This is a genomic window from Photobacterium sp. GB-50 (genome assembly GCF_003026755.1).
Lineage (GTDB): Bacteria > Pseudomonadota > Gammaproteobacteria > Enterobacterales > Vibrionaceae > Photobacterium.
On the sequence record NZ_PYNX01000001.1, the window covers coordinates 264,776 to 289,262 of the forward strand.

Sequence of the window (24,487 nt, forward strand, 5' to 3'; positions counted from 1 at the left end):
ATTGCTTATTGCATAATTATAATTACTATCAGCATCGTCTTACGTCTCTTATACCTTAAGACGGCAACCTTTTTTAACCATGAGAACACGGTATGTTACCTGCGTTTTACTTTCTTTTAATTGCCGTGTGTATTTTACCGACATTGCCAGGGCTACTCGGTGTAGTGATCACTGCATTAGGGTATATGCCACCATTAGGGCTAACTCAATTCTCATTCAACGGCTTTAGCCAAGTATTACAATGGCAAGGTGTCGAACACTCCATTGCCTTAACATTTTATACAACGGCAGCTAGCTGTTTTCTTGCTGGTTTATTTACTTTTGCAATCATCCAAACCTGTTGGGGCACCCGCCTGTGGCAGCGAATTGAATCAGCATTAAGCCCTCTTCTCGCTATTCCCCATGTTGCTTTCGCGATTGGCTTTGCCTTTTTATTTGCGCCAACAGGAATGGGCGTTCGTTTATTGTATTCAGTACTTCCAGCCAATCTCAGTACTCATGCTGTCAGTGAAACCGCGTTACTGATCAATGATCCATATGGCTTAGGGCTTATCGTTATGCTCGCCTTAAAAGAGACGCCTTTTTTAGTGCTAATGAGTATTCCGGTTCTCCAACAATTAAATATTGAGCAAACCCAAAAAGTATCAACATCTCTGGGCTATAACCGTGCTCAAACATGGTTAAAGTGTATTTTCCCTCAGTGGTTACCTAAGATGCGTTTTCCTCTATTTGCTATCGTGGCTTATGGTGTCTCTGTCGTCGATGTTGCACAAATTATAGGGCCAACCAATCCACCCACCTTTGCTGTTTTAGTCTGGCAATGGTTTATAGATCCAAACCTACAACTCATGCCGCGAGCTGCCGCTGGGGCAATCATGCTATTTGTTATCGGCACAATATTATTAGGTATTACGGTGGCGATAGAATGGCTACTCACCCAGTTTTTTAAACAGTGGCAATGGTCGGGCAGATATGGCTTTGCGTTACCAGGAAAATCACTTTTTACCCTATTGCTGGCATTAACAGCGTTGATTATCCCAATATTAAGTCTATGGTCAGTCGCACTGCGTTGGCGCTTTCCTGACGTACTTCCAAGTCGTTATAGCTTGCGTTTTTGGCAACTAGAATGGAGTCATATTCTTAGTACAATCAACATCAGTGTAGTGATCGCACTGATTAGTGCATCGCTTGGATTATGTTTTGCCATTGCAGCGCACGAATATCGTATAAAACATAAATGGCATATTCCTAACTACATTATTGCTATTCCGATGCTGATCCCACAGCTATCGTTGCTTTTCGGTTTGCAAGTACTAACTTTATTTTCCTCACTTAATACTTATCTACTATGGGTCTGTTGGGCACATCTCTTTTTTGTTTTCCCTTATGTCTATCTCGCACTTGATGGCCCTTATCGCAGTTATGATCAACGTTTAACTCAAATTGGATTAAGTTTAGGGAAAACACCTTTTCAGGTATGGCTTAAAATAAAGCTGCCGCAATTATCATCGGCATTTATTTTTGCATGGGTTATTGGCATTAGCGTCAGTTTGGCACAATACCTCCCAACATTAATGCTGGGTGCTGGCCGAATAAGTACGTTAACGACAGAAGCCGTAACCCTTGCAAGTGGTTCGGACAGGCGAGTTACCGCTATTTACGCCTTATGCCAAGCGCTGCTCCCGTTCGGCTTTTTTATTTTAGCTCGACGAATAAACCGACGAAAAACAATAAACGTTTAAAAATAGAGTCAACTAATCATGAGTCTACATATCAACAACGTCACAATATCAATGCCTAATGGTGATGCTTTACTGACTTCTTTTTGCTTACAAATCGCAAAAGGAGAAATCGTGACCTTAATGGGAGCGAGTGGCTGTGGAAAATCCACCTTATTAAATTACATTGCAGGCCATTTAAGTGATGCATTTCAGGCACAAGGTAACCTTATATTAAATAATAACGATATCACCGAAGTACCTGCTCACTTACGTCAGATAGGCATGCTATTTCAAGATGATTTGCTCTTTCCTCATCTATTAGTATGGGAAAACCTTGCGTTTGCACTACCCAATCGTATTAAAGGTAAAGATCGCCACAAGCTGGCTCTTAATGCCCTTGAAGAGTTGCAGCTATCAGCGTTAGCAAATGCTTACCCTCATCAAATTTCAGGTGGGCAACGTGCGCGAATTAGCCTTACTCGACTGTTATTAGCCCAGCCTCAATTAATCTTATTGGATGAGCCATTCAGTAAATTAGACAGTGGCCGCCGTGCACAATTTAGAGATTGGGTTTTTAACCAAATTCAGCAAGCACAAATACCCACTTTAATGGTGACGCATGATAAACAAGACATCCCAAACAATAGCCGTGTGATCAATTGGCAAACGGAGAGCCATTATGCTCGATAATGTAAGTATTAAGCTTATTAAAGCCCCGCTGAATATTATTGCAGCCCGTCTACATCCCTATGGTATTACTGCAAATCAAGTCACCTTTACAGGCTTTCTTATCGGTTGCTTAGCGTTTCCAGCTTTAATGACAGAGCACTATTTCATTGCCCTGCTTTTTATCTTGCTCAATCGTATTTGTGATGGTGTTGACGGGGCACTTGCACGTATTCAAGGTCTTACTGATGCGGGTGGCTTTCTGGATATTAGTTTGGATTTTTTATTCTATTCCTTAATACCTTTCGGCTTTGTACTCGCCAATCCAGAGCAAAATGCCATTGCTGGCGCATTTTTAATCTATGCCTTTATTGGAACGGGCAGTAGTTTTCTTGCTTTTGCTGTTATGGCCAGTAAGCGAGGTATTGAAAACCCCGTATATCGTAATAAATCATTGTATTACATGAGTGGATTGACAGAAGGCACAGAAACAATCGCTTGTTTCATCCTCTTTTGTTTGTTCCCTCAACACTTCGCAGTCATTGCCTATATTTTTGCGTCAGCATGCTGGTTTACCACTTTTACGCGGATATATAGTGGATTTAACACTTTAAAATAAGGAGTTAGAATTATTTTTACCTTCAAACTTCTTTTTAACCTGCTCTAAAAAAACGGTTTCGGCTGTTGGCGATCCTACACGATTCGCCTCTAATAATAATTTTAGTGCTTTAGCAAAATCCCCTTTATTTAAAGACTGAGTGATTAATTGATTATAAATTCTTTCCGTTTCTACAAGCATACGTTCACTTTTCGTTGAAGTTTCTTGTTCAATTAATTTAACAGGCAACTCATCGGTTGAATTGTTTGACCATGAATTTTTATTATTATCAACTGTTTGAAATTTAGATGGATATTCTGCTTTTTTTGCTATCTCTTGATATGCTTTATAAGTTTGAGAATCATCAATAATATTTATATTTTCTTTTAAAGGTGTTGAAGGCACTTTTTTCAAAGGTACAACCAAAGGAGCTGCAGCAACTACTGGTGATGGCGATGGTATTACATTTTTCTTGATATTTAATGGTATTAGCTCAACATCTACCATTTCTGTTATTCTCTTTGTTATAGACACATCATCAAAAGATAAACTCCCCTTGGTATACAAATTGACAAGCTCTTGTCCACTAGGGGTATCGAATATAATCTTAGTACCTTCATGACTTTGAGGTGTGAATATAATCATATAAGGTATTTTTCTACTTAACCTTATATTTTTAATACTATAGCTTTCGTCTTTTCCATTATTTTCAAAATCAAAAAAATTAACTGATTTAAAAAGTGAAAGTTTATCATCGAAGATCATAACATTAGGTGAAAATACATTATTACTTGTAATTTTGCTTTCAATAGAGAATGTAATATCCTCAATACCATCAGCTAATTTATAAGCTTTATATAAACTTTTTTCACCAGAAAAGTAGCCAATATTTGATTTTTCATTGATATAAAGTTTCTTTTCTTCACCATTTATCACTTGCCAATTTATATATTCAAACGATCGACAACATACAAAAGACTTTGATGTTGGATCATTATCAGACAAACTGAATAAGTGCGATGAGCAACCACTTAATAAAAGCCCTCCTAAAATAATAACATACCAATATTTTATCATAGTTATACCTAACTCAATATGTTTAACTTATTTAAGGTTTATATGAACATATAAGTACTATAGTAAATATAAAAAATTAATCTCTCTGCTATTCGTATTATTTTTAAGAATTAAAACGAGCAACTTGTCTGGTAAGACATAAACTTAAGCTGTATAGGGGTTTATTTCTCGCTATTAATTTTTAAGTAATATCAACTTATCGATCCAAGTAACAACCAAAATAATCAAAATGAAATACCAAGAAACTAAACCACCGCTGCTATCCGTCGTGACGATTTCTTTCTCAGGTTCAGGTTCTGGTGAAGTTCTTTCTTGAGGGTAATCTGGTATTGATACAAATGGGTCAATATCTATAGTTGGTTTTAAGTTATTATCGTTGAGTGTAAAATCCTGATAACCATGGTGTTTCGTTACACAATCTTCTATCCAGAGTTTGTAAGATGAAACCTGCGTATATTGACCAGTAAGTTGGTTATATTGATTTTCAGGAAAGTTATTTCGATTTATACATATCGCCCCATTACTAGCCAGTCCAATTAGCCTTACTCCCTTATCACTATCTGACATAGTCTGTTCATTCTGCCAAATAAGAGGATTACCCGAGTCACCATTACAAACATCTTTAATGAGTCCGTTAATATTTGAATCAGCGCATACAATATAATCATGATTATCAGTTAAACCTATGCATTGTTCGTCAGGAACCCCAGCTAAGGTGACTACCTGCAAGATTGATGGATAGCCTTTGCTAACAGTATCTCCCCAACCTGACGCAATTGTCGTTGATGATGAATCAATATTTGTTGCCCAAGAATTTCTAAATTGCTCATCTACAATATATTGCTCATTAACTGTAGCGATCTTAATCGCTTGAGACACCTCAAAAAGTGAGCGGTCTACCCTTAATAAAGCGATATCATTTAAGAATGTTAGCGGGTCATAATCTGGATGTGATATTTTATCGACAATATTAAACTTATATCTATCATGTAAAAGAACAAGATTGTCCACATCAACACTATGAGCACCAACAATAGCTACATTACCTAAATTATCATTATTACAGTGAGCAACAGTTAGCAACCAATGCTCTGCGATGACAACCGCACCACAAATAATGGAATCGTTATTTTTACTTATAAGAGCGGCATTCCATGGTAGTAGAAAAGAATCAAAAAGATCGACGTCAGAGCCATTAAGCACTTTTTTAACAGGCTGGGAAAAAGATTGCGCAGATAAAAATAAAAGTACAATATAAAAGACCATTTTTTGCATGATTTTTACCATCGAAATTCAATATTTATATTCACTCTTAATAATAAACACCTTTGATAATAATTTAAAAATGATTCCATATATTCTTAAAAGTTAAACTATATTATTTATTTTAAACTTAATAGATAACATATATTAAATTGAAATAGTGATTAATAGACATACAGCCTATAACTAAAAGTTAATAATGACTCTTACAGTAATAAAGATATACGAATAAAGTAACGTCTAGATCATAATAGAAAATACTTATATATTAGGTATATATAATAAAAATACAAAAAAGCCGCTAACTTTCGCTAGCGGCTTTCTTTAATATGACGAAGCAGTTCTGGGTATTAGAGGATTTGAACGCTTCAAATACCAATCACTGTATCACAATAGGTAGCAGTCATTTTTTAAACGTAAAAAAGCCGCTAACTTTCGCTAGCGGCTTTCTTTAATATGGCGGAGAGATAGGGATTTGAACCCTAGATACGCTATAAACGTATGCCGGTTTTCAAGACCGGTGCTTTCAACCACTCAGCCATCTCTCCTAAATTGTTATCTCTTAAAAAATAAGAGATGGCGGTGAGGGAGGGATTCGAACCCTCGATACGTTGCCGTATACACACTTTCCAGGCGTGCTCCTTCAGCCACTCGGACACCTCACCACATTGCGTTAATAGGCACTGCTTCTTAACGGACGGCTACTATATTGTGCTAAAGGTATTAGGTCAAGATAAAACTGAAAGCATCGCATTAAGTGTCTACTTTTAAAACAAATCTGATACTTATACGAAAATATCTCATCGTGTCTCTATTTTGACCTAACGAGGCTGTTACAATAAGTAACTAATACTTGATTACTCTTTCGTTGATCGTTTAATAGGTCAAGGAATATCCTAACAATGATTAAATAGAGACTCTTTTATATGTCTTCAAAACTTAGCGTCATTTTGCAAGATCAACAGCTTGCCGAACTACTGCTCAACGAAGCGCAAACACGTGGCTTTGTCACTGCAATGGCTGCAGCACCTAATATTATTGCCCCAACAGAATGGCTAGCTTTTTTATGGGGTGGAGAAGAAACCTCTCCTTTTAGTACCCATGAAGAATTAGAAAACTATGCCAATGCAATCATTGATATTTTAAATGAAGCACGTACAACTCTCTATGACAACACATGGCAATGGCCTGAAGGCTGTGCACTAGACGATAGCCAAATTGTCACCGAAGCAACCAGTAACTTCTGTGAAGGTATGCTTCAGGGTTGGCAACTTGCGCGTGATGATTGGGAAACCATTATGCCACCTGAAAGTGAAGATAATGCCCTACTGGGTGGCGTATTGCTTTCTTTCAGCCTACTGTTTGATCCTGAAACAGCACTTGAAGCATTAAAAGAACAAGATGCTGATGCCTTAGCGCAATTTGAAGAGATCTTTAATGCCATTCCTGTAATGCTCTGTGGCTTAACGCAACGTGGCGCAATGTTAGTTCAAGACTAATAATCCACACATTTCCCTAAAACAAAGAAGGCGAACATCTCTGTTCGCCTTCTTTTTTATGCTCGTTTGTTATTCATTGCCGCTGATTCAACAAAAAGCTTAAGCATTACCTTTTACTTTTAACTGCAATTCAGCCGCAAAATCTAGCATTCGGTTTAACGGGATCAGTGATTTTTCACGTAGCGATTCATCAACAAAAATTTCATGCTGCTCACCACCATCATTTAATGCGGTGTAAATCGCTTTCAAACCATTCATTGCCATCCACGGACAATGTGCGCAGCTACGACATGTTGCCCCAGCCCCCGCTGTTGGAGCCTCTACTAATTCTTTCTCTGGCACCATTTGCTGCATCTTAAAGAAAATGCCTTTATCAGTTGCTACAATAAGCTTCTGATTCGGTAGCTCTTTCGCGGCTTTAATAAGCTGGCTTGTTGAACCTACAGCATCAGCTAATGCGACTACACTCGCGGGTGATTCAGGGTGAACAAGAATAGCAGCGTCAGGATATAGGTGCTTCATGTCGCGTAGGGCTTTAGCAGAAAACTCGTCGTGAACAATACATTCACCCTGCCACAACAGCATCTCTGCACCTGTTTTCTTCTGAATATAAGAACCTAAGTGACGATCCGGTCCCCAAATGATTTTCTTGTCTTCGCTATCTAAATGCTCAACAATCTCCAGTGCAATACTTGATGTTACAACCCAATCAGCACGTGCTTTTACTGCAGCAGAGGTATTGGCATAGACAACAACAGTATGATCAGGGTGAGCATCGCAAAACTCGCTAAATGCATCAATAGGACAACCTAAATCAAGCGAACATTCAGCCTCTAAGGTTGGCATCAATACATGCTTTTCTGGTGTAAGAATCTTGGCAGATTCACCCATAAAGCGTACACCACAAATAATTAAGGTGGTGGCTGGATGTTGATTACCAAAACGAGCCATTTCTAGTGAATCACCAACAAAACCGCCAGTTTCTTCAGCCAATGCCTGTATTTCAGGATCGGTATAATAATGCGCCACTAATACTGCATCTTTATCCTTTAGCAATTGTTTGATTTGCTGAATATATTGTTGTTTTTCAGTATCAGTTAGTCGGGCAGGTTTTGGTGGAAACGGATATACCATCTCTGATGGATCAAATGTAATACTCATTTTTCACTTGCTCATTAGCATTCCTTTAGTGTCCGAACATTATACGCTGGATTTTCCAAATTTCACCTTTAACCAACACTGCTTCGACTTCGTAGTAACAAAAAAGCCCACAACAGAAATAACCATTTCTTTGTGGGCTTTTAAAATCAAACCGTAACTGCGTTTATTTTAACTTCGTAAGCGCTGTTTTAGCTTGATTAGCAGACGTTGAATTCGGGTATGCTTTGATCACTTCTTGATAATATGTTTTTGCCGTCGCAATATCATTACCACGTTCTGCAATCACACCAAGTTTCAGCAACGCATCAGCGCGCTTACTTGAGTCTTTGGTATCTGCAACCACTTTAAAATTCGTTGTAGCATCTGCTAGCTGATTCTGAGCAAAGAATAATTGCCCCAACCAATAACTAGCATTCGGCTTATAAACCGAATTAGGGTAAGTCGTTAAGAAGCTTTGGAACGCTTTGGTTGCGCCTTTATAATCTTTCTCTTTTAAGATCAGATTAACCGCTTTTTCATAGGCCGTATTTTCATCGGTATTACTTGAAAAAGCTTCACTTGATGCCGCTTCTTTTTTAGCGTCCGTAGGCTCGGCTTTCGCTGGTTGGCGGCTCAAGTTATCAACTTCTCGATAGATGTCGCGTTGACGATCTACCACTTTTTTAATTTCATAACTATTACGTTCAACGTTGCCACGAAGCTCATCAATATCTGATGACATCTGCTCTAAGCGGCGCTGCATTTGTAACTGCACCTGACCTTGCGCTTCAAGCATACGCTCTAAGCTATCTAAATTCGCTGCCGATACAGGCGCGGCGACCACTTGGGTCGCCGCGCTCATCAGCAACACTAATGCAAGTTTTCGCATTACTTTGTTACTGCTCATATTGGGTTTACCTACATTAGATTAGTAAACTAAAACCGCGCGACGGTTTTTCGCATAATCAGCATCAGTGTGACCTAATACTAATGGTTTTTCTTCACCGTAGCTCACAATAGAAAGTTGAGATGCAGGTACACCTAATGCTTGCAGGTACTGTGCTACTGCATTGGCACGACGCTCACCTAACGCAATGTTGTATTCTGGCGTACCACGCTCATCAGCATGACCTTCAACGATGACTTTAATACTTGGGTGGTCACGTAAGTACGCAGCATGTGCTTCTAAAATTGCTTGGTACTCAGGTTGAATCTCTGCGTTATCAAACTTAAAGAAAACGGTTTGTTCTTGACGTAACTGCTGCAATTGTTGCTCAAGCAATTGTTCTTCACTCATGCTTCCTGATGGATCAACCGGAGTCACAATTGTTTGATCAGGCGAAGTGCTGCCGCCATTAGTACCGTTTTGGTTCGCAGCAGAGCTGTCTGCACTATCTGTTGAACTACATGCTGCCAATGTCATCATTGGTAGCACAATGGCTAAACTTTTCAAAACTTTGTTCAGTTGCATCTAGATTTCCTTTTTAAACTCAATCGTGCCTCAAAAGGCAAATGAGAATTAACTCAAATTATAAAAATGGGCCCCAAGATGGTGCTCGTACACGTTTACTTGTTGATGGTAAGCGTGCTTGGAAACGACCATCGATGGATACCAAAGAAAGTTCGTAAGTACCATTATTTTGCGCTGAGCTATAAATAATCATACTTCCATTAGGAGCAATACTTGGTGACTCGGCAAGGCGTGCTTTTGTTAAAATTTGCATTGCACCTGTTTTAAGATCTTGTTTAGCAATGTTGTAACCACTATCTGAACGGTTTACGACGACAAGATAACGCCCATCAGGTGTAATTTGTGGTCCCATGTTCTGAGAACCTTGCCAAGTTACACGTTGCGTATCACCGGTTGCTAAATCTAAATGGTAAACCTGTGGACGACCGCCACGATCAGAGGTGAAGTAAAGAGATTGACCATCGGGTGCCCATACCGCTTCCGTATTATTAGCACGGCCGTGAGTAATTTGGCGTAATTGATTGGTTTTCAGATCTTTAATATAGATCTGCAAGCTACCTGTTTTAGAAAGTACCATCGCTAATTTAGTACCATCAGGTGAAAACTGTGGTGAACCATTATGGCGAGGGTAATCCGCCACTACTTCACGCTTACCTGTGTAGATATCTAACACGAAGATCTGTGCTTTACCGCTTTCAAAGCTTACATACGCCAGTTTGCTACCATCTGGCGACCATGCAGGAGACATTAGCGGTTGTTTGGACTTCAATACCACACGTTCGTTGTAACCATCGTAATCAGCCACACGTAATTGATATGGAAACTTCGATGAACGATTATTATCAACGTATGCAATACGCGTTAAGAATGCACCACGTTCACCCGTTAGCTTCTGGTAAATTAAATCAGAAATACGGTGAGCATATTGACGCATGCGGTTAGGCTTTACTGACGCTTGATTATTCAATAGTAAATAATCGCCTTTTGCAGCCCCTTCAGTGCCTGCTGCTAGTTTACCTTTAACAATGTCGACTAACTGATAATTAACGGTGTAATTGCCATCTTGATTCTTAACAATTGTACCTGTTACAACCGCATCAACGCCCATCTTACTCCATGCAGAGTAATCAATTTGGCTTTCATTATGAGGTAACTGTGGCAATTTATTTGTCGGCACTGGGCTGAACTTACCACTTCGTTGTAAATCTGATGCAATTACTGCAGAAATATCAGTGGGTAGTTTACCTTCACCTTCCCATTTGAAAGGAACAACACCAATTGGGCGTGCAGAATCCACACCATCAGTGATCACTAATTCAAGTTCAGCATGTGCAAATTGGCTAACGCTTAATAGAGCTAAACATAAGCCCATTATCCAACGTTTCATCCATCGCTCCTATTTTATATTGCACCACAAATCATTTACTGTGGCGTGACTGTAAGTTTGATATCTCTTAATTTTTTCGCTATTTCTGGATCATCAGGCATTGGGAATTGGCTAACTTTGACTACCGCAGATTTTGCCGCGCGACATAATGCACCATCACCACCAGATTGAGTGACATCCAGTACTAAACCATCAGCAGACAAACGCATAGTCAAATTACATTCTTGGCCTTTAAAACTTTGATCAACCAATAAATTTTGTTGAATCATTTGTTTATATATTGCGCCATAACGTGCCACTTCATCAGCAATATGTTGCCCTTTCGCACCACCGCGCTGCTCGCTTTCCGCTTCAAGACCTGCAAACATATCATTCAATGCTGCTTCTTTTTGCTGCTGGAGTTTCTTCGCTTCAGCTGCTTTGCGTTTCGCTTCTGCTTCGGCTTTTTTCTTAGCTTCTGCTGCCTTACGCTCAGCCTCAATACGTTTTGCTTCAGCTTCTTTACGTTTCGCTTCCGCTTGAGCCGCTTCTTCTTGTGCTTTTTTCTTTGCTGCTACTTGCTTTTGACGCTCAAGTTCAGCTTGTCGACTTGCTTCTTCCGCTTTACGTTGTTCTTCAAGTTTTTGTTGACGAACTTGTTCCGCTTTTTCTGCAGCCTCTTGTTTCGCTTTACGCTCAGCTTCTGCTTTTGCTGCTTGTGCTTTCGCTACTTTTGCCGCTTCATCAGCTTTACGTTTTTCTTCAGCCGCTTGCTTTTGTTGCTCTGCGACTAGCTTGCGTTGTTTCTCTGCTTCTCGTGCTTCTTTCTCAGCTTTTAGCTTGTCGGCTTTTAACTGTCTAACACGTTCAGCTTCATCTTTTCTCTGCTTTTCAAGCGCTTCCGTCTGCTCTTCCAGCCTTTTTTTACGCTCTTGTTCAGCACGTTTCGCCGCTTCCCGTTGCTCTCGAATTTGCGTCGCTTGTTGATGAATCATTGCAGGATCGACAACCACAGCTTGAATGGTATTGCCGCCCACATCTGATTTTTTCATCGTAAAATCAGCGCCCCAGAACAATAATCCAATCAACAGCGCATGAATAAATAACGATATAACGGTGGAACCTGTGTAATTGTTATTTTTCATTCTTTAACCTTATTGCTCAAGAGGCTCAGTCATTAAGCCAACAGAGCCGACACCGGCTTGGTTTAAGGCGTCCAATGTTTCGATAATATGTGCATAAGGTGTACGACCATCACCACCTACCATCACTAACGTTTTAGGCTGCGCTGCCATTTGCGCTTTTACACGTGCAAGCACTTCTTGCAACGATAAGCCCCGTTGCATGTCAGCATTGTCGATACTGACACCAAGGTGGCCATCTTTATCGACTTCCACAATAATTGGCGGAATATCGCTATCTTTATTCATCTCTGCAACCGTTTCTGCCGTGGTGGTCTGTGGCAGATCCACATCCACACCTTGGCTAACGAACGGCGCTGTTACCATAAAGATAATAAGCAATACCAACATAACGTCGATATAGGGAACAACGTTAATTTCCGCTGTCATTTTGCGCTTTTTCGGTTGATAAGCCATTGCTTACTTCTCCTGATTAGCGGCAAATGCTTGACGGTGTAAAATACTTGAAAATTCTTCCATAAACGTTGCGTACGTATGTTCTAGCTTTGATACTTTATTGGTTAAACGGTTGTAGAACATTACAGCAGGAATCGCAGCAAATAAGCCCATCGCTGTTGCAATCAATGCACCTGCGATACCAGGTGCAACGGTTGCTAATGTTGGCTGTTTCATCGCACCAAGAGCGATAAATGCAGTCATGATACCCAGTACCGTACCAAATAAGCCGATATACGGACTAATTGAACCCACCGTCGCTAAAAACGGTAGATTGGTTTCCAATTCATCAACTTCTTTTGACAGTGATACGCGCATAGCTCGACTTGTACCTTCCATCACCGCTTCTGGCACTTTATCGTTGCTGCGGTGTAAACGTGCAAACTCTTTGAAACCTGAATAGAAAATTTGCTCAGATCCCGTTAGGTCATCTTTACGTGCTTGTACTTCTTTATACAACTGAGATAAATCAATACCTGACCAAAAACGATCTTCAAACTGTGCGGCTTTACGGCTAGCCTCTGACAATACTTGAGAACGCTTGATGATCATTGTCCATGATGCAATCGACATGCCTAATAAAATAAGCATAACCATAATTTCAAGCGCACCTGAATTTAGAATAATGTCTAAAACCGTCAACTCTGAGTTCACTTAATTTATCTCCAGCTTTAATTGTTCAGGAAGTGCAATAGGCTTCATCTGTGTCGGATCGACACAAGCAATTTTCACCAATACCTTACACAGCACTTCGTTGTTATTGTTTACTAATTCTTGGCTAAATTCGATTGAAGCTCGTCGTATATTTTGCACCACTGTATGGACCATTAACTGATCATCAAGTTTTGCACCACGAAGAAAATCAATCGTTAGGCTGCGCACAACAAAACTCATATTTAACGAAAATAGCTGTTGCTGATTTAGCCCAATTTTTCTCAAGTATTCTGTTCGTGCTCGCTCAAAAAACTTCAAATAGTTAGCGTGGTATACCACCCCACCAACATCGGTATCTTCATAGTAAATGGTTACTGGCCACTTAAAAACATTAAGTTGTGTCATTTTATTACCATTGAGTCGTGGCTATCATTCATATATGCAAAAATACATTGCTGCTACTATACATCAACTTAATATAACGTTGTTACTGAGTGATGCTTTCAAGTCGTTATTTTATATAAAATTAACGCTTACGTATCCATTCTGACAATCAAATCACATTTCTGTTCACATACCATGCGTAACAAGCGAAATGAATGCAATTCCTACCTAATATTTATAAAAAAACGGCTTACTACCACAGTAGTAAGCCGTTTGATTATTCTACAAATCGCCTTCTATTAAAAAAAGTACAATTTAAGAACATAAATTAATATCGGAAGTGCGATGATTGGCGAGAAAAATAACTGCCAATACCAGCGATGAGGCACAAAACTCATACCAAAAACCATGGCACTGCATGTTGCCCAAATCATCAACGGCGCAATTACAGGACCAAAGCCACCAATTGCATCAGCAAACTGGTGTGGTTCCCACATCACTAACCCTGCAACAGTCACTGCCATTGCAATCGCTAATAATTTTAGTGGCAACATCATCAATGGTGCATGTATTGCTTTTATCGCACGATCCATATTACTCACTGTCGTTATCCATGTTTTCGGTCGTTTCAAGCCATAACGCATTGACGATACCAAAAGAACAAGCCAGTAGAACACCTAAAATCCAAGCAAAATACCACATTGTTCGTCTACTCCTTAGTACAGTGAAGTTTTGTTGTCTTCGATATATTTAGTATCTAGACGACCAAACATTTTGTAGTAACACCATGAGGTGTAAGCCAAGATCACTGGAACCATAATAAAGGCAACTACAGTCATGATCTTCAATGTTAACTCAGAGGATGTTGCATCCCAAATAGTCAAGCTGATGTGTGGATCTAGGCTTGAAGGCATAATGAATGGGAATGTTGCAAAACCAAACGTTAATACCACACCTACCATAGTTAGGCTTGAGAATAAGAAAGCAAAACCTGCACGGTTAGCACGTGAACACAGCGCTGTCAGTAACGGCATCGCTACCGCAAGGATTGGTGCAATCCATAGTGCTGGGTAGTTTTCGTAGTTTATAAATAGTGCACCCACTTTGCGTACTACATCTTTCGTTGTTGGATCTGAAGGTGCATTTTTAATGATTTCAGATGTAATCACGTAGCCATTAACACCGTGAGCAACAAAACCAGCAATAACGAACACAACAGCCATTAGGATTGCAGAGCCTGCAGCAACCTTACGAGAACGCTCATGAATAGCATCTGTTGTTTTCATTTGTAGGAATGTTGCACCTTGAGTCACGATCATCAGTAAGCTCACCACACCACACAATAGTGCGAATGGATTTAGCAGACCGAAGAATGAACCCTTGTAGGTTGGGATCATGAACTCATTCAGTTCAAATGGTACACCCTGCATTAAGTTACCGAATGCCACACCGAAGATCACTGGTGGTACAAAACTACCGACGAAGATAGCTTTATCCCAAAGGCTACGCCATTTTGGATCTGTCAGCTTTGAACGGTAATCGAAACCAAGAGGACGAAGCCAAAGTGCAGCTAACGTCAGAATCATTGCAACGTAAAAACCAGAGAATACTGTTGCGTAAACTAGCGGCCATGCTGCAAACAATGCACCACCAGCGGTGATCAACCATACTTGGTTACCATCCCAGTGAGGTGCAATTGAGTTGATCATTACACGGCGTTCGTTATCCGTTTTACCAATGATATGAGATAGGATACCTACCCCCATATCGAAACCATCCGTGATTGCAAAACCGATGCATAGCACACCAATTAGTAACCACCAAATTAGTCGCAAGCTTTCATAATCAAACATTATTTGTTTCTCCCTGCTTACGCTTCAACCTGACGTGAAACCACATCTTGTTTTGTGTCATTTTGTTCGAAATGGTAGCGACCTGTTTTCAAGCTACTTGGACCAAGACGAGCGAATTTAACCATTAGGTAAACTTCAGCAACTAAGAATGCTGTGTATAGCGCTAGAATTGCCGCTAACGAGAACCATAGTTGTGACGGTTCAAGGTTAGATGCTGCCATATGAACAGGTAATATTTCACCTACTGCCCATGGTTGACGGCCGTATTCTGCAACGAACCAACCTGCTTCAATCGCAATCCAAGGTAGTGGAATACCAAATAGTGCAGCTTTAAGAACAAGCTTGTTACCAGTGATCTTATGACGACAAGACTGGATAAATGCAGCACCAATAATGGCGAACATTAAGAAACCAGCACCCACCATGATACGGAAGCTAAAGAATAGCGGCCATACTTGAGGGATTGAGTCATCTACTGCTTTTTGAATTTGTTCAGGTGTCGCATCAACAACTTTGTCGGTGTAAGGCTTAAGTAGTAAACCGTAACCTAAGTCTTTCTTCACTTCGTCGAAAGCTGCAATATTTTCAGGTGTCTTATCACCCGCGCGTAATTTCTCTAGAAGGCCGTATGCAACCATACCGTTACGAATACGTACTTCGTGCTCTTTCTTAAGATCACGGATACCCGTTACTTGTGTATCAAAAGAACGTGTTGCAATGATACCCATTAGGTACGGGATCTTAATTGCATAATCGGTTTCCATGGTTTCTTGATTAGGGAAACCAAACACAGTAAATGCCGCAGGTGCTGGCTCTGTGTGCCATTCCGCTTCAATTGCTGCTAATTTAGTTTTCTGAACGTCGCCTAGCTCGTAACCTGACTCATCACCAAGGATCATTACAGAAACGATAGATGCCATACCGAACGCTGCTGCGATTGCAAATGAACGACGCGCAAACGCAATATCACGACCCTTCAGCATGTAGTATGCACTAACACCTAGAATGAACATTGCACCACATACGTAGCCAGATGCTACAGTGTGAACAAACTTCACCTGTGCTACTGGGTTAAGCACTACGTCTGCAAAGCTCACCATTTCCATACGCATTGTTTCAAAGTTGAAATCAGCGCCGACTGGGTTTTGCATCCAACCGTTAGCAATAAGAATCCATAGTGCGGAGAAGTTTGAACCAAGAGCGACTAGCCAAGTGACAGCAAGGTGCTGGCGCTTAGATAGGCGATCCCAACCAAAGAAGAACATGCCGACTAGCGTTGATTCTAAGAAGAATGCCATTAGTGCTTCGATTGCCAATGGCGCACCGAAGATATCACCAACGTAGTGAGAGTAGTATGCCCAGTTTGTACCAAACTGGAACTCCATAGATAGGCCGGTAGCCACACCAAGAGCAAAGTTAATCGCGAAAAGCTTACCCCAGAACTTAGTCATGTCCTTGTAGATTTGCTTTCCGGTCATTACATAAACTGACTCCATAATGGCTAGTAAAAAAGCCATACCTAGAGTCAATGGAACGAACAAAAAGTGATACATCGCTGTTAGAGCGAACTGTAACCGCGATAGTTCGACGACATCAGTTAACATTGATAACTCCTTTATTCACCAGCTGACTGGTGACAGTACTAATATGTACCGATTATTGGGTTTAGCTTTGTATAGAGAACTTATTGCAATTTTGCCGACCTTCCTGATCACTTGCTTATAGTTGCAAGCATCCATATTGTGTTGCAATATTGTTTAAATAAATTTAAATATACGTAATTCTATAGCTAATTTAGTCGTCGGTAATATTACAGATATTAAATGCAATCTTCAAAGAGTTTATTACGCGTTTTGCTTTGACAAATATCAAGAAAAAATGAGCTTGATAGCCTGTACGCAGATATTTTTGATTTAGATCAATTTACAGAAGATTTTGATAGGAAGAATGAATTTGGAAGGAGTAAACAATGAATTATATTTGATCGTATTCTGAAATAATATTCCTTTTCCTATTCTTATTTAATCATGATAGTTAAATGAAGTGAATCATTTTTTGCTTTACTTTTGTTATAACTTAATAAAATTTATGAATAATCTAGAAAGATCATCAAACCACCTTCTAGACTGTCATTCGTTGTCTTGTAAGGTATCGTAAACACCGCTCAAATATCTAAACTTACGAATGTATAGATATCTAAGTTAAACATAACGTTTTTTATTTTTTACTAAATATCAGCCCGTTAATGTATAAAATTAAACCATCGATACAATAAAAATAAAACGTTCTGCTTTTGTGATATTGTCTTGTTTTATATTTCTCATTAGCTTTCACCTAATAAAAATGAAAACCATAATCATATTTTTGATAATAAAAAACAGATAAATATTACTTGAATCATGAGTAAATAGTAAAATTGATTTTTAAATAACTAACGTGATAAATAAACATCAAATCAAAATAACAATAAATTCACAATATAATAAAATTATTAAACAACAAAGCGTGACTTTAATCGCCACGCTTAATTTTTCTGATTTTTTTATTTTACTTCGTATTTTTAGGAAGATCTAAACCAAAATGGAGATATGCACGATGTGTCGCAATTCGGCCTCTTGGTGTCCGTTGTAAATAACCTTGCTGAATCAAATACGGTTCAAGTACATCTTCAATTGTATCTTTCTCTTCACCAATAGCTGCTGCTAAGTTATCTAAACCGACAGGGCCACCCATAAACTTTTCAATAATAGCTAATAGAAGTTTACGGTCCATATAATCAAAACCGCTGCTATCAACATCGAGCATGTCTAATGCTTTATTAGCGATATCAGGACAAATATGTCCGTTACCTTTTACTTCAGCGTAATCTCGCACACGCCGTAACAAACGATTAGCGATACGTGGCGTGCCACGAGCACGCATGGCCATTTCCATCGCGCCGCCTTCTTCCATTGATAGTCCTAAACATTTAGCACTTCGGCCTACAATGTCTTTGAGATCTTCTACTTTGTAATACTCAAGGCGTTGTGTAATACCAAAACGATCACGTAGAGGTGACGTTAATGAGCCCGCTCGTGTCGTTGCACCTATTAAAGTAAAGGGTGGCAAATCAATTTTAATTGAGCGTGCGGCTGGGCCTTCACCTATCATAATATCTAATTGGTAATCTTCCATTGCAGGATAAAGTACTTCTTCAACCTGAGGACTTAGACGATGTATTTCATCAATAAACAACACATCGTTTTCTTCAAGGTTTGTAAGTAGCGCAGCCAAATCACCGGCTTTTTCAAGTACAGGGCCTGAGGTTGTACGAATACTTACCCCCATTTCATTCGCCACTATATTTGCAAGCGTTGTTTTACCCAATCCTGGAGGACCAAAGATCAATAAATGATCTAAGGCTTCATCACGCATCTTTGCCGCTTTAATAAATATTTCCATTTGATCACGAACATGATCCTGTCCTTGATAATCATCAAGTAATTTAGGTCGTATTGCGCGATCAATTATATCGTCTTCACGGGTTGTTTCGAAATTACCAGAAACCAGTCGATCAGCTTCAATCATATTTTAATGCCTATACCCAACTTACAGGGTTATACCATTGAGCGGAGTGCATCACGAATAATCGCTTCACTACTCATCTCTGGTTGTGTGACTTGAGAAACCACTTTCGCGGCAATTTGTGGTTTATAACCCAGTGCAACCAATGCACTCACCGCTTCATCTTCAGCGCGAGCTTGATTTGATGGATCTTGGATCGGAGCATTGGATGCCGCTGTATCAAGTGCTGGCGTAAATAAGTCACCTTCACCCCACCCTTTTAAGCGATCTTTCATTTCAACAACTAAACGTTCTGCTGTTTTCTTGCCGACTCCGGGGATTTTAACTAGCGTAGTCACATCTTCTAATTCAACGCTACGAACAAATTGACTTGCAGTCATAGCTGATAAAATTGCTAAGCCTAATTTAGGCCCAACACCGTTCGCTTTAATTACTTCACGGAATAACTCACGTTCATTTTTATTATTAAAGCCATACAGTAGTTGCGCATCTTCTCGTACCACAAAGTGAGTAAAGATAATGGCTTCTTGGCCGATCTGTGGTAACTCATAAAAACAGCTCATTGGCATCTGCACTTCATAACCAATCCCACCAACTTCAAATAATACTTCAGGTGGCTGCTTTTCAATTACAATTCCGCGTAGTCGACCAATCAAAACATCATCTCTATAGTGAATTTAAACTGGCACTAGAATAGTAAAGAACTGGATAGACATCCAGTTCTTTATCGATTTTACGAAGAGTGAGAAACAACTTGATCAAGTTGTTGTGTTAAATGACGAACAGCAACCACTTGCTGATTTAATTCTGTACCATGTTGTGCAACTATTGCAGCCACACTTTGTGTATTTACCACACTATTAGCAACTTCACTGCTCGCTTCATCCAGCTCTTTTAATGCGGTTGATTGAGCAGTCATCAAACCCGATAACCCTTGTACATCTTGCGAAATCGTTGTGACTTGCTGAATGATATTATTCATCCGTTCAGTACTGGCGTTAATCACACCTTGACCGTGCCGTACTTCCTGCTCACTACGATCCAATAGATGGCGGATCTCAACGGCAGATTGACTACTTTTCGCCGAAAGCTCCCGTACTTGATCTGCTACAACTGCAAATCCCCTTCCCTGATCTCCAGCACGAGCCGCTTCTATCGAAGCATTTAGCGCAAGCAAATTGGTTTGTTCAGCAACAGAGGTGATTAAGTCCGCCACTTTCATAATCTCATCATGGCTATTAATAATTTGGCTGATCGCTTGCGTTGAATCTTCTAAGTGCGCCGAACTTTTTTGCGCCAGCTCATAAACCACGTCGCTTTTTTCACGTAATTCCTCAACAAACTGACTTGAGCTCTCAACTCCAAGGACCATTTGGTGTACTTGATGGCTCATTTGTTCAGCAGCGCTGGCTTGTGATTCACTATTAATATTCAGTTCATTGACTTGGCTATCTAGCTGAGACGATTGATTCGCTAAGCTATAAGATACTTGCTTTAATTGTTCAGAATTATTATTCGCTTGAAGTAATACATCAGATAGACGTAACTCACCTTCCGTTGCTTTACTGGCTTCTGATTCACTTTTTAGCTTAGCTTTTTCGGCACGATTAATTGCTATATCACGTTGTTTCGCCGTAAAAGCTAATGCAATACCAATGACAATCAATGGCAATACGGTTCCAGACCAAACCTCAATTTGCTGTGCTGTATGAGATAAAGAAAGCTGTGGAAATGAAACACCCTGCATATGTTGGTATGTCATGTAAGCCGAAACACAAATGATCAAGCTACTCCAAAGAATAGCCATCGCGCGCGTTGCCGAGAGGAAGAAAGAGACAACTAACAAAGGCACCCAATAAGTCTGCGTTGAATCAACCACACCACCACTTTGATAAATAATATTCAGCGCGTGGATTGCCATACCAATAAAACCTAAATTTAAAGATATTAAAGGCTGCTGAAGCCAACGCAGGCTCGAAATAGCAAGGAGTTCTAATACAATCAATATGACAGAAGTAAAAACAAGATTATCATGACCATGGTTTGACCATTTAATCAAACTATAGATACCAACGAGAAAAGCGATAAAAGTAAATAAGGAAAGGATATCGGCTTGGCGTTGTTGTGCTGTTGTCCATTGAGGTTGGCGCGGCATAAATATACTGCGCCATAAAGTGGCAGGGTTCATGATCACTTCCTTGCTTATTATCGTTAGACCTCTGACCACTATAGATTGTTAACATTTCTATAACAAATATCTTAATAAATATATGCCTTAAGTGTCTCATCTTTAATAATAGTAAGCTTATTAACGATAACGCCCCTTTCGTGCTCCCGTCGCTTTCCCTGCCATTGCCACTAAGGTTTTATAGGTATGCGCGTGACAAATCGCAACAGCTAAAGCATCAGCAGCATCAGCTTGAGGCTTACCTGCTAGCTTTAATACGGAACAAACCATATGTTGTACTTGCGCTTTATCTGCCCCACCGTTTCCGACTACCGCCTGTTTGATCAATCGCGCGGCATATTCACTGACCGGCAAATCTGCATTTACCGCTGCAACAATTGCACTGCCTCGCGCCTGACCTAATTTAATCGCAGAGCTGGCATTTTTGCCCATGAACACTTCTTCAATGGCAAAAAAATCAGGCTGAAATTGCGTGATCACTTCAGACACGCCTGCATAGATTTGCTTTAATCGTCCAGGAATACCAGGCTCTGAGGTGCGAATACAGCCGCTTCCTAAATACTCTAAATTACGTCCAACCTGACGAATTACCCCGTACCCCGTAATACGAGAGCCGGGGTCTATACCTAAAATTATCGACATTTTTCACTACTATTAGTAGCAATTATTCAAGCGTAGCTGCTACTTCATCTGACATGTCACCGTTATGGTAGACTTCTTGAATGTCATCCAAATCTTCTAATGCATCAATTAAGCGTAATAGTTTAGGTGCTGTTGTTGCATCTAACTCAGCCTTCGTTGATGGCACTAAGGTTACTTCTGCATTTTCTGCTGTAAAACCTGCGGCATCTAATGCATCTTTCACGCTACCGAAATCGGCAGGTGTCGTGTAAACATCGATTGAACCATCGTCATTAGTTTCAATATCGTCAGCGCCAGACTCTAACGCGACTTCCATAACAGCATCTTCATCTAACCCCGCCGCATAAGAAATCACGCCTTTTTTATCAAAAAGGTAACCTACGCTGCCATCCGTGCCAAGATTCCCCCCCGCTTTAGAGAAAGCATGACGTACGCCAGATACTGTTCGATTACGGTTATCTGTTAAACACTCAACCATTACCGCCGTACCCGCAGGACCGTAACCTTCATAAATGACAGTTTCTACGCCTTCGTCACCTTCACCACCAGCACCACGTGTTACTGCACGGTTGATAGTATCTCGAGTCATGTTATTTGATAGTGCTTTATCAATGGCAGCACGTAATCGAGGATTATTCTCAGGCTCACTGCCACCTTCTTTAGCGGCTACAGTAATCTCACGAATTAACTTAGTAAAAATTTTACCGCGTTTAGCATCTTGAGCTGCTTTACGATGTTTTATATTGGCAAATTTACTGTGTCCAGCCATGTTATCTCCAATCCGGCAATGTTAATTTTTTTGCTTGCATGAAAACATAAACCAAATAAGAGGTTAAAGCGAACAAAACACTTTTACCAAATAAGATGGACAGCAGAAAGGAATCAACAAAAGACAAAAAAGCCGATATCTTATAGGCGTTCACTAAAAAGTGGCAAATAAGTCATCGGCTTTTATTACAGCAAATTAATCAGATCACTCTGCGTCTTTTGCTTCTTCGTCTTTCTTAGCAATTTTAACGGCAATAGATAATTCTTCTAGTGCTGCTGGGTTTGCTAGGCTTGGCGCGTCAGTTAATAGACATGCTGCTGCCGTTGTTTTAGGGAACGCGATAACATCACGGATATTATCTGTACCACAAAGAAGCATTACAAGACGGTCAAGACCAAACGCAAGACCTGCGTGTGGTGGCGTACCGAATTTCAGAGCGTCAAGTAGGAAACCAAACTTCAAACGTTGCTCATCAGCAGAGATACCTAAGATATCAAATACTGTTGATTGCATAGCAGAGTTATGGATACGTACTGAACCACCGCCCACTTCATAACCATTGATTACCATATCGTACGCATTTGATAGCGCTGCTGCAGGGTTAGCCGCTAGCTCTTCTGGTGTTAGGTTTAATGGTGATGTGAATGGGTGGTGCATTGCAGATAGTGAACCATCTTCGTTCTCTTCGAACATTGGGAAATCAACAACCCAAAGTGGTTTCCATGCTGACTTGTCTGTTAGACCTAGATCTTCACCTAGTTTCAGACGAAGTGCGCCCATCGCTTCTGTTACAACACGTTTGCTGTCTGCACCGAATAGAATGATGTCGCCAGATTCTGCTTGAGTGCGCTCAAGAAGATTAGCAACCACTTCTTCGTTAAGGAACTTCGCAACAGGAGATTGAACACCTTCAAAACCTGCAGCGCGATCGTTAACTTTCATCCATGCTAGGCCTTTCGCGCCATAGATACCCACGAACTTAGTGTATTCGTCGATTTGCTTACGGCTTAGCTCAGCACCACCTGGTACACGGATAACCGCTACACGACCTTTTTCGTCGTTAGCTGGGCCTGAGAATACTTTGAAATCAACATCTTTAACGATGTCTGCAACATCAACTAGCTCAAGTGGGTTACGTAGATCTGGCTTATCAGAACCGAAACGACGCGCGGCTTCTTCGAAAGACATGATTGGGAATGTGCCTAGATCTACGTTTAGTAGTTCTTTCCACATTTCAGTGATCATCTTTTCAGTTACAGCACGCACTTCTTCAGCTGTCATGAAAGATGTTTCGATATCGATCTGAGTAAATTCAGGTTGACGGTCAGCACGTAAGTCTTCATCACGGAAACACTTAACGATTTGGTAGTAACGGTCAAAACCAGACATCATTAGCAGCTGTTTAAATAGCTGTGGTGATTGTGGTAATGCGTAGAAATTACCTTTGTGAACACGGCTTGGTACTAGGTAGTCACGTGCACCTTCTGGTGTCGCTTTCGTTAGTACTGGTGTTTCAATATCAAGGAATGCATTGTCATCTAGGAAACGACGAACGAAGCTTGACGCTTTTGCACGTAGCTTAATACGATCACTCATTTCTGGGCGACGAAGATCTAAGTAACGGTACTTTAGACGCTGCTCTTCAGAGTTCTTTTGGTTGAAATCAAGCGGTAACGCGTCAGAACGGTTAATGATTTCAAGGCCAGTTGCATAAACCTCAACTTCACCTGTTGCCATGTCTTTATTACATTGGCTTTCAGGACGCTCACGCACTTCACCCGTTAGGCGAATACAAAACTCGTTACGTAATTGGTTTGCTAGTGTGAAGATCTCAGTCATATCAGGATCAATAACAACCTGAACCACACCTTCGCGATCACGCATATCAATAAAGATAAGGCCGCCTAAATCACGACGACGGTTTACCCAGCCGCATAAATCGACTGTTTGTCCTGCAAGGGACTTGTTCAGGTGTCCACAATAATGGGTGCGCAT

24 protein-coding genes and 2 tRNA genes are annotated in these 24,487 nt (G+C 40.3%); 4 read left to right on the top strand and 22 right to left on the bottom strand.

The annotated features are described in order from the left end of the window. The first annotated feature begins 92 nt into the window (after positions 1-92). Genes C9J41_RS01075 through C9J41_RS01085 form a run of 3 tightly spaced genes read left to right on the top strand, consistent with a single transcriptional unit; the run spans position 93 to position 3,006 of the window. Positions 93-1,742: an ABC transporter permease gene (locus C9J41_RS01075; protein WP_107292061.1), complete on the top strand. Its 1,650-nt coding sequence runs from the start codon at positions 93-95 to the stop codon at positions 1,740-1,742. A gap of 18 nt (positions 1,743-1,760) precedes the next feature. Then, positions 1,761-2,411, top strand: coding sequence for an ATP-binding cassette domain-containing protein (locus C9J41_RS01080; RefSeq protein ID WP_107205637.1), 651 nt, complete (start codon positions 1,761-1,763; stop codon positions 2,409-2,411). Beyond that, positions 2,401-3,006 carry a CDP-alcohol phosphatidyltransferase family protein gene (locus C9J41_RS01085; protein WP_107205636.1) on the top strand — a complete coding sequence of 202 codons (606 nt, stop codon included), beginning with the start codon at positions 2,401-2,403 and terminating at the stop codon, positions 3,004-3,006. The genes C9J41_RS01080 and C9J41_RS01085 overlap by 11 nt, the downstream gene beginning before the upstream one ends. Here C9J41_RS01085 and C9J41_RS01090 read toward each other — a convergent pair. The 4 genes from C9J41_RS01090 to C9J41_RS01105 form a co-directional block, all read right to left on the bottom strand. Then, complete coding sequence (locus C9J41_RS01090) at positions 2,998-4,062, bottom strand: MalM family protein (protein ID WP_107205635.1); 1,065 nt, start codon at positions 4,060-4,062, stop codon at positions 2,998-3,000. The genes C9J41_RS01085 and C9J41_RS01090 overlap by 9 nt on opposite strands. A gap of 174 nt (positions 4,063-4,236) precedes the next feature. Then, positions 4,237-5,337, bottom strand: a complete 1,101-nt coding sequence (locus C9J41_RS01095) for a trypsin-like serine protease (protein ID WP_233217599.1) — start codon at positions 5,335-5,337, stop codon at positions 4,237-4,239. Between the two features lie 445 nt (positions 5,338-5,782). Then, a tRNA-Ser gene (locus C9J41_RS01100) sits at positions 5,783-5,873 on the bottom strand. A 29-nt stretch (positions 5,874-5,902) separates the two neighbouring features. Continuing rightward, a tRNA-Ser gene (locus C9J41_RS01105) sits at positions 5,903-5,990 on the bottom strand. Between the two features lie 261 nt (positions 5,991-6,251). Between C9J41_RS01105 and C9J41_RS01110 the strand changes: the two genes are divergently transcribed. Then, positions 6,252-6,824, top strand: a complete 573-nt coding sequence (locus C9J41_RS01110) for a UPF0149 family protein (protein ID WP_105060577.1) — start codon at positions 6,252-6,254, stop codon at positions 6,822-6,824. 99 nt (positions 6,825-6,923) lie between these two features. Here C9J41_RS01110 and nadA read toward each other — a convergent pair whose 3' ends face one another. The 18 genes from nadA to aspS form a co-directional block, all read right to left on the bottom strand. Further along, on the bottom strand, positions 6,924-7,985 hold the full coding sequence (nadA, locus tag C9J41_RS01115; protein ID WP_107205632.1) for a quinolinate synthase NadA: 1,062 nt from the start codon (positions 7,983-7,985) through the stop codon (positions 6,924-6,926). 163 nt (positions 7,986-8,148) lie between these two features. Further along, positions 8,149-8,871, bottom strand: a complete 723-nt coding sequence (gene ybgF, locus C9J41_RS01120; RefSeq protein ID WP_107205631.1) for a tol-pal system protein YbgF — start codon at positions 8,869-8,871, stop codon at positions 8,149-8,151. Between the two features lie 21 nt (positions 8,872-8,892). Next, complete coding sequence (pal, locus tag C9J41_RS01125) at positions 8,893-9,435, bottom strand: peptidoglycan-associated lipoprotein Pal (protein WP_107294110.1); 543 nt, start codon at positions 9,433-9,435, stop codon at positions 8,893-8,895. A gap of 58 nt (positions 9,436-9,493) precedes the next feature. Further along, positions 9,494-10,822 carry a Tol-Pal system beta propeller repeat protein TolB gene (gene tolB, locus C9J41_RS01130; RefSeq protein ID WP_107205629.1) on the bottom strand — a complete coding sequence of 443 codons (1,329 nt, stop codon included), beginning with the start codon at positions 10,820-10,822 and terminating at the stop codon, positions 9,494-9,496. Positions 10,823-10,857: 35 nt separating this feature from the next. Then, positions 10,858-11,946 carry a cell envelope integrity protein TolA gene (tolA, locus tag C9J41_RS01135; RefSeq protein ID WP_107259431.1) on the bottom strand — a complete coding sequence of 363 codons (1,089 nt, stop codon included), beginning with the start codon at positions 11,944-11,946 and terminating at the stop codon, positions 10,858-10,860. A gap of 9 nt (positions 11,947-11,955) precedes the next feature. Beyond that, the gene (gene tolR / locus C9J41_RS01140; protein ID WP_105060582.1) at positions 11,956-12,399 is read right to left on the bottom strand and encodes a protein TolR; all 444 of its coding nucleotides are present in this window, start codon (positions 12,397-12,399) and stop codon (positions 11,956-11,958) included. A 3-nt stretch (positions 12,400-12,402) separates the two neighbouring features. Then, positions 12,403-13,092 carry a protein TolQ gene (gene tolQ / locus C9J41_RS01145; RefSeq protein WP_105060583.1) on the bottom strand — a complete coding sequence of 230 codons (690 nt, stop codon included), beginning with the start codon at positions 13,090-13,092 and terminating at the stop codon, positions 12,403-12,405. After that, positions 13,093-13,497 carry a tol-pal system-associated acyl-CoA thioesterase gene (ybgC, locus tag C9J41_RS01150; protein WP_107259429.1) on the bottom strand — a complete coding sequence of 135 codons (405 nt, stop codon included), beginning with the start codon at positions 13,495-13,497 and terminating at the stop codon, positions 13,093-13,095. Positions 13,498-13,775: 278 nt separating this feature from the next. Then, the gene (ybgE, locus tag C9J41_RS01155; protein WP_107205626.1) at positions 13,776-14,069 is read right to left on the bottom strand and encodes a cyd operon protein YbgE; all 294 of its coding nucleotides are present in this window, start codon (positions 14,067-14,069) and stop codon (positions 13,776-13,778) included. Between the two features lies 1 nt (position 14,070). After that, positions 14,071-14,178 (bottom strand): cytochrome bd-I oxidase subunit CydX, encoded by a 108-nt coding sequence (gene cydX / locus C9J41_RS01160; RefSeq protein WP_005370675.1) that lies wholly within the window; start codon positions 14,176-14,178, stop codon positions 14,071-14,073. Positions 14,179-14,192: 14 nt separating this feature from the next. Continuing rightward, positions 14,193-15,329, bottom strand: coding sequence for a cytochrome d ubiquinol oxidase subunit II (gene cydB / locus C9J41_RS01165; RefSeq protein ID WP_107245543.1), 1,137 nt, complete (start codon positions 15,327-15,329; stop codon positions 14,193-14,195). A gap of 17 nt (positions 15,330-15,346) precedes the next feature. Continuing rightward, positions 15,347-16,933 carry a cytochrome ubiquinol oxidase subunit I gene (cydA, locus tag C9J41_RS01170; RefSeq protein ID WP_107205624.1) on the bottom strand — a complete coding sequence of 529 codons (1,587 nt, stop codon included), beginning with the start codon at positions 16,931-16,933 and terminating at the stop codon, positions 15,347-15,349. 943 nt (positions 16,934-17,876) lie between these two features. Next, positions 17,877-18,896, bottom strand: coding sequence for a Holliday junction branch migration DNA helicase RuvB (gene ruvB, locus C9J41_RS01175; RefSeq protein ID WP_107205623.1), 1,020 nt, complete (start codon positions 18,894-18,896; stop codon positions 17,877-17,879). Positions 18,897-18,925: 29 nt separating this feature from the next. Then, positions 18,926-19,549, bottom strand: coding sequence for a Holliday junction branch migration protein RuvA (gene ruvA, locus C9J41_RS01180; RefSeq protein ID WP_107259427.1), 624 nt, complete (start codon positions 19,547-19,549; stop codon positions 18,926-18,928). A gap of 77 nt (positions 19,550-19,626) precedes the next feature. After that, the gene (locus tag C9J41_RS01185) at positions 19,627-21,081 is read right to left on the bottom strand and encodes a methyl-accepting chemotaxis protein (protein WP_107259425.1); all 1,455 of its coding nucleotides are present in this window, start codon (positions 21,079-21,081) and stop codon (positions 19,627-19,629) included. Between the two features lie 120 nt (positions 21,082-21,201). After that, positions 21,202-21,723 carry a crossover junction endodeoxyribonuclease RuvC gene (gene ruvC / locus C9J41_RS01190; RefSeq protein ID WP_005370662.1) on the bottom strand — a complete coding sequence of 174 codons (522 nt, stop codon included), beginning with the start codon at positions 21,721-21,723 and terminating at the stop codon, positions 21,202-21,204. 22 nt (positions 21,724-21,745) lie between these two features. Next, complete coding sequence (locus tag C9J41_RS01195) at positions 21,746-22,492, bottom strand: YebC/PmpR family DNA-binding transcriptional regulator (protein ID WP_107245547.1); 747 nt, start codon at positions 22,490-22,492, stop codon at positions 21,746-21,748. 204 nt (positions 22,493-22,696) lie between these two features. Then, the gene (gene aspS / locus C9J41_RS01200; RefSeq protein ID WP_107245548.1) at positions 22,697-24,487 is read right to left on the bottom strand and encodes an aspartate--tRNA ligase; all 1,791 of its coding nucleotides are present in this window, start codon (positions 24,485-24,487) and stop codon (positions 22,697-22,699) included.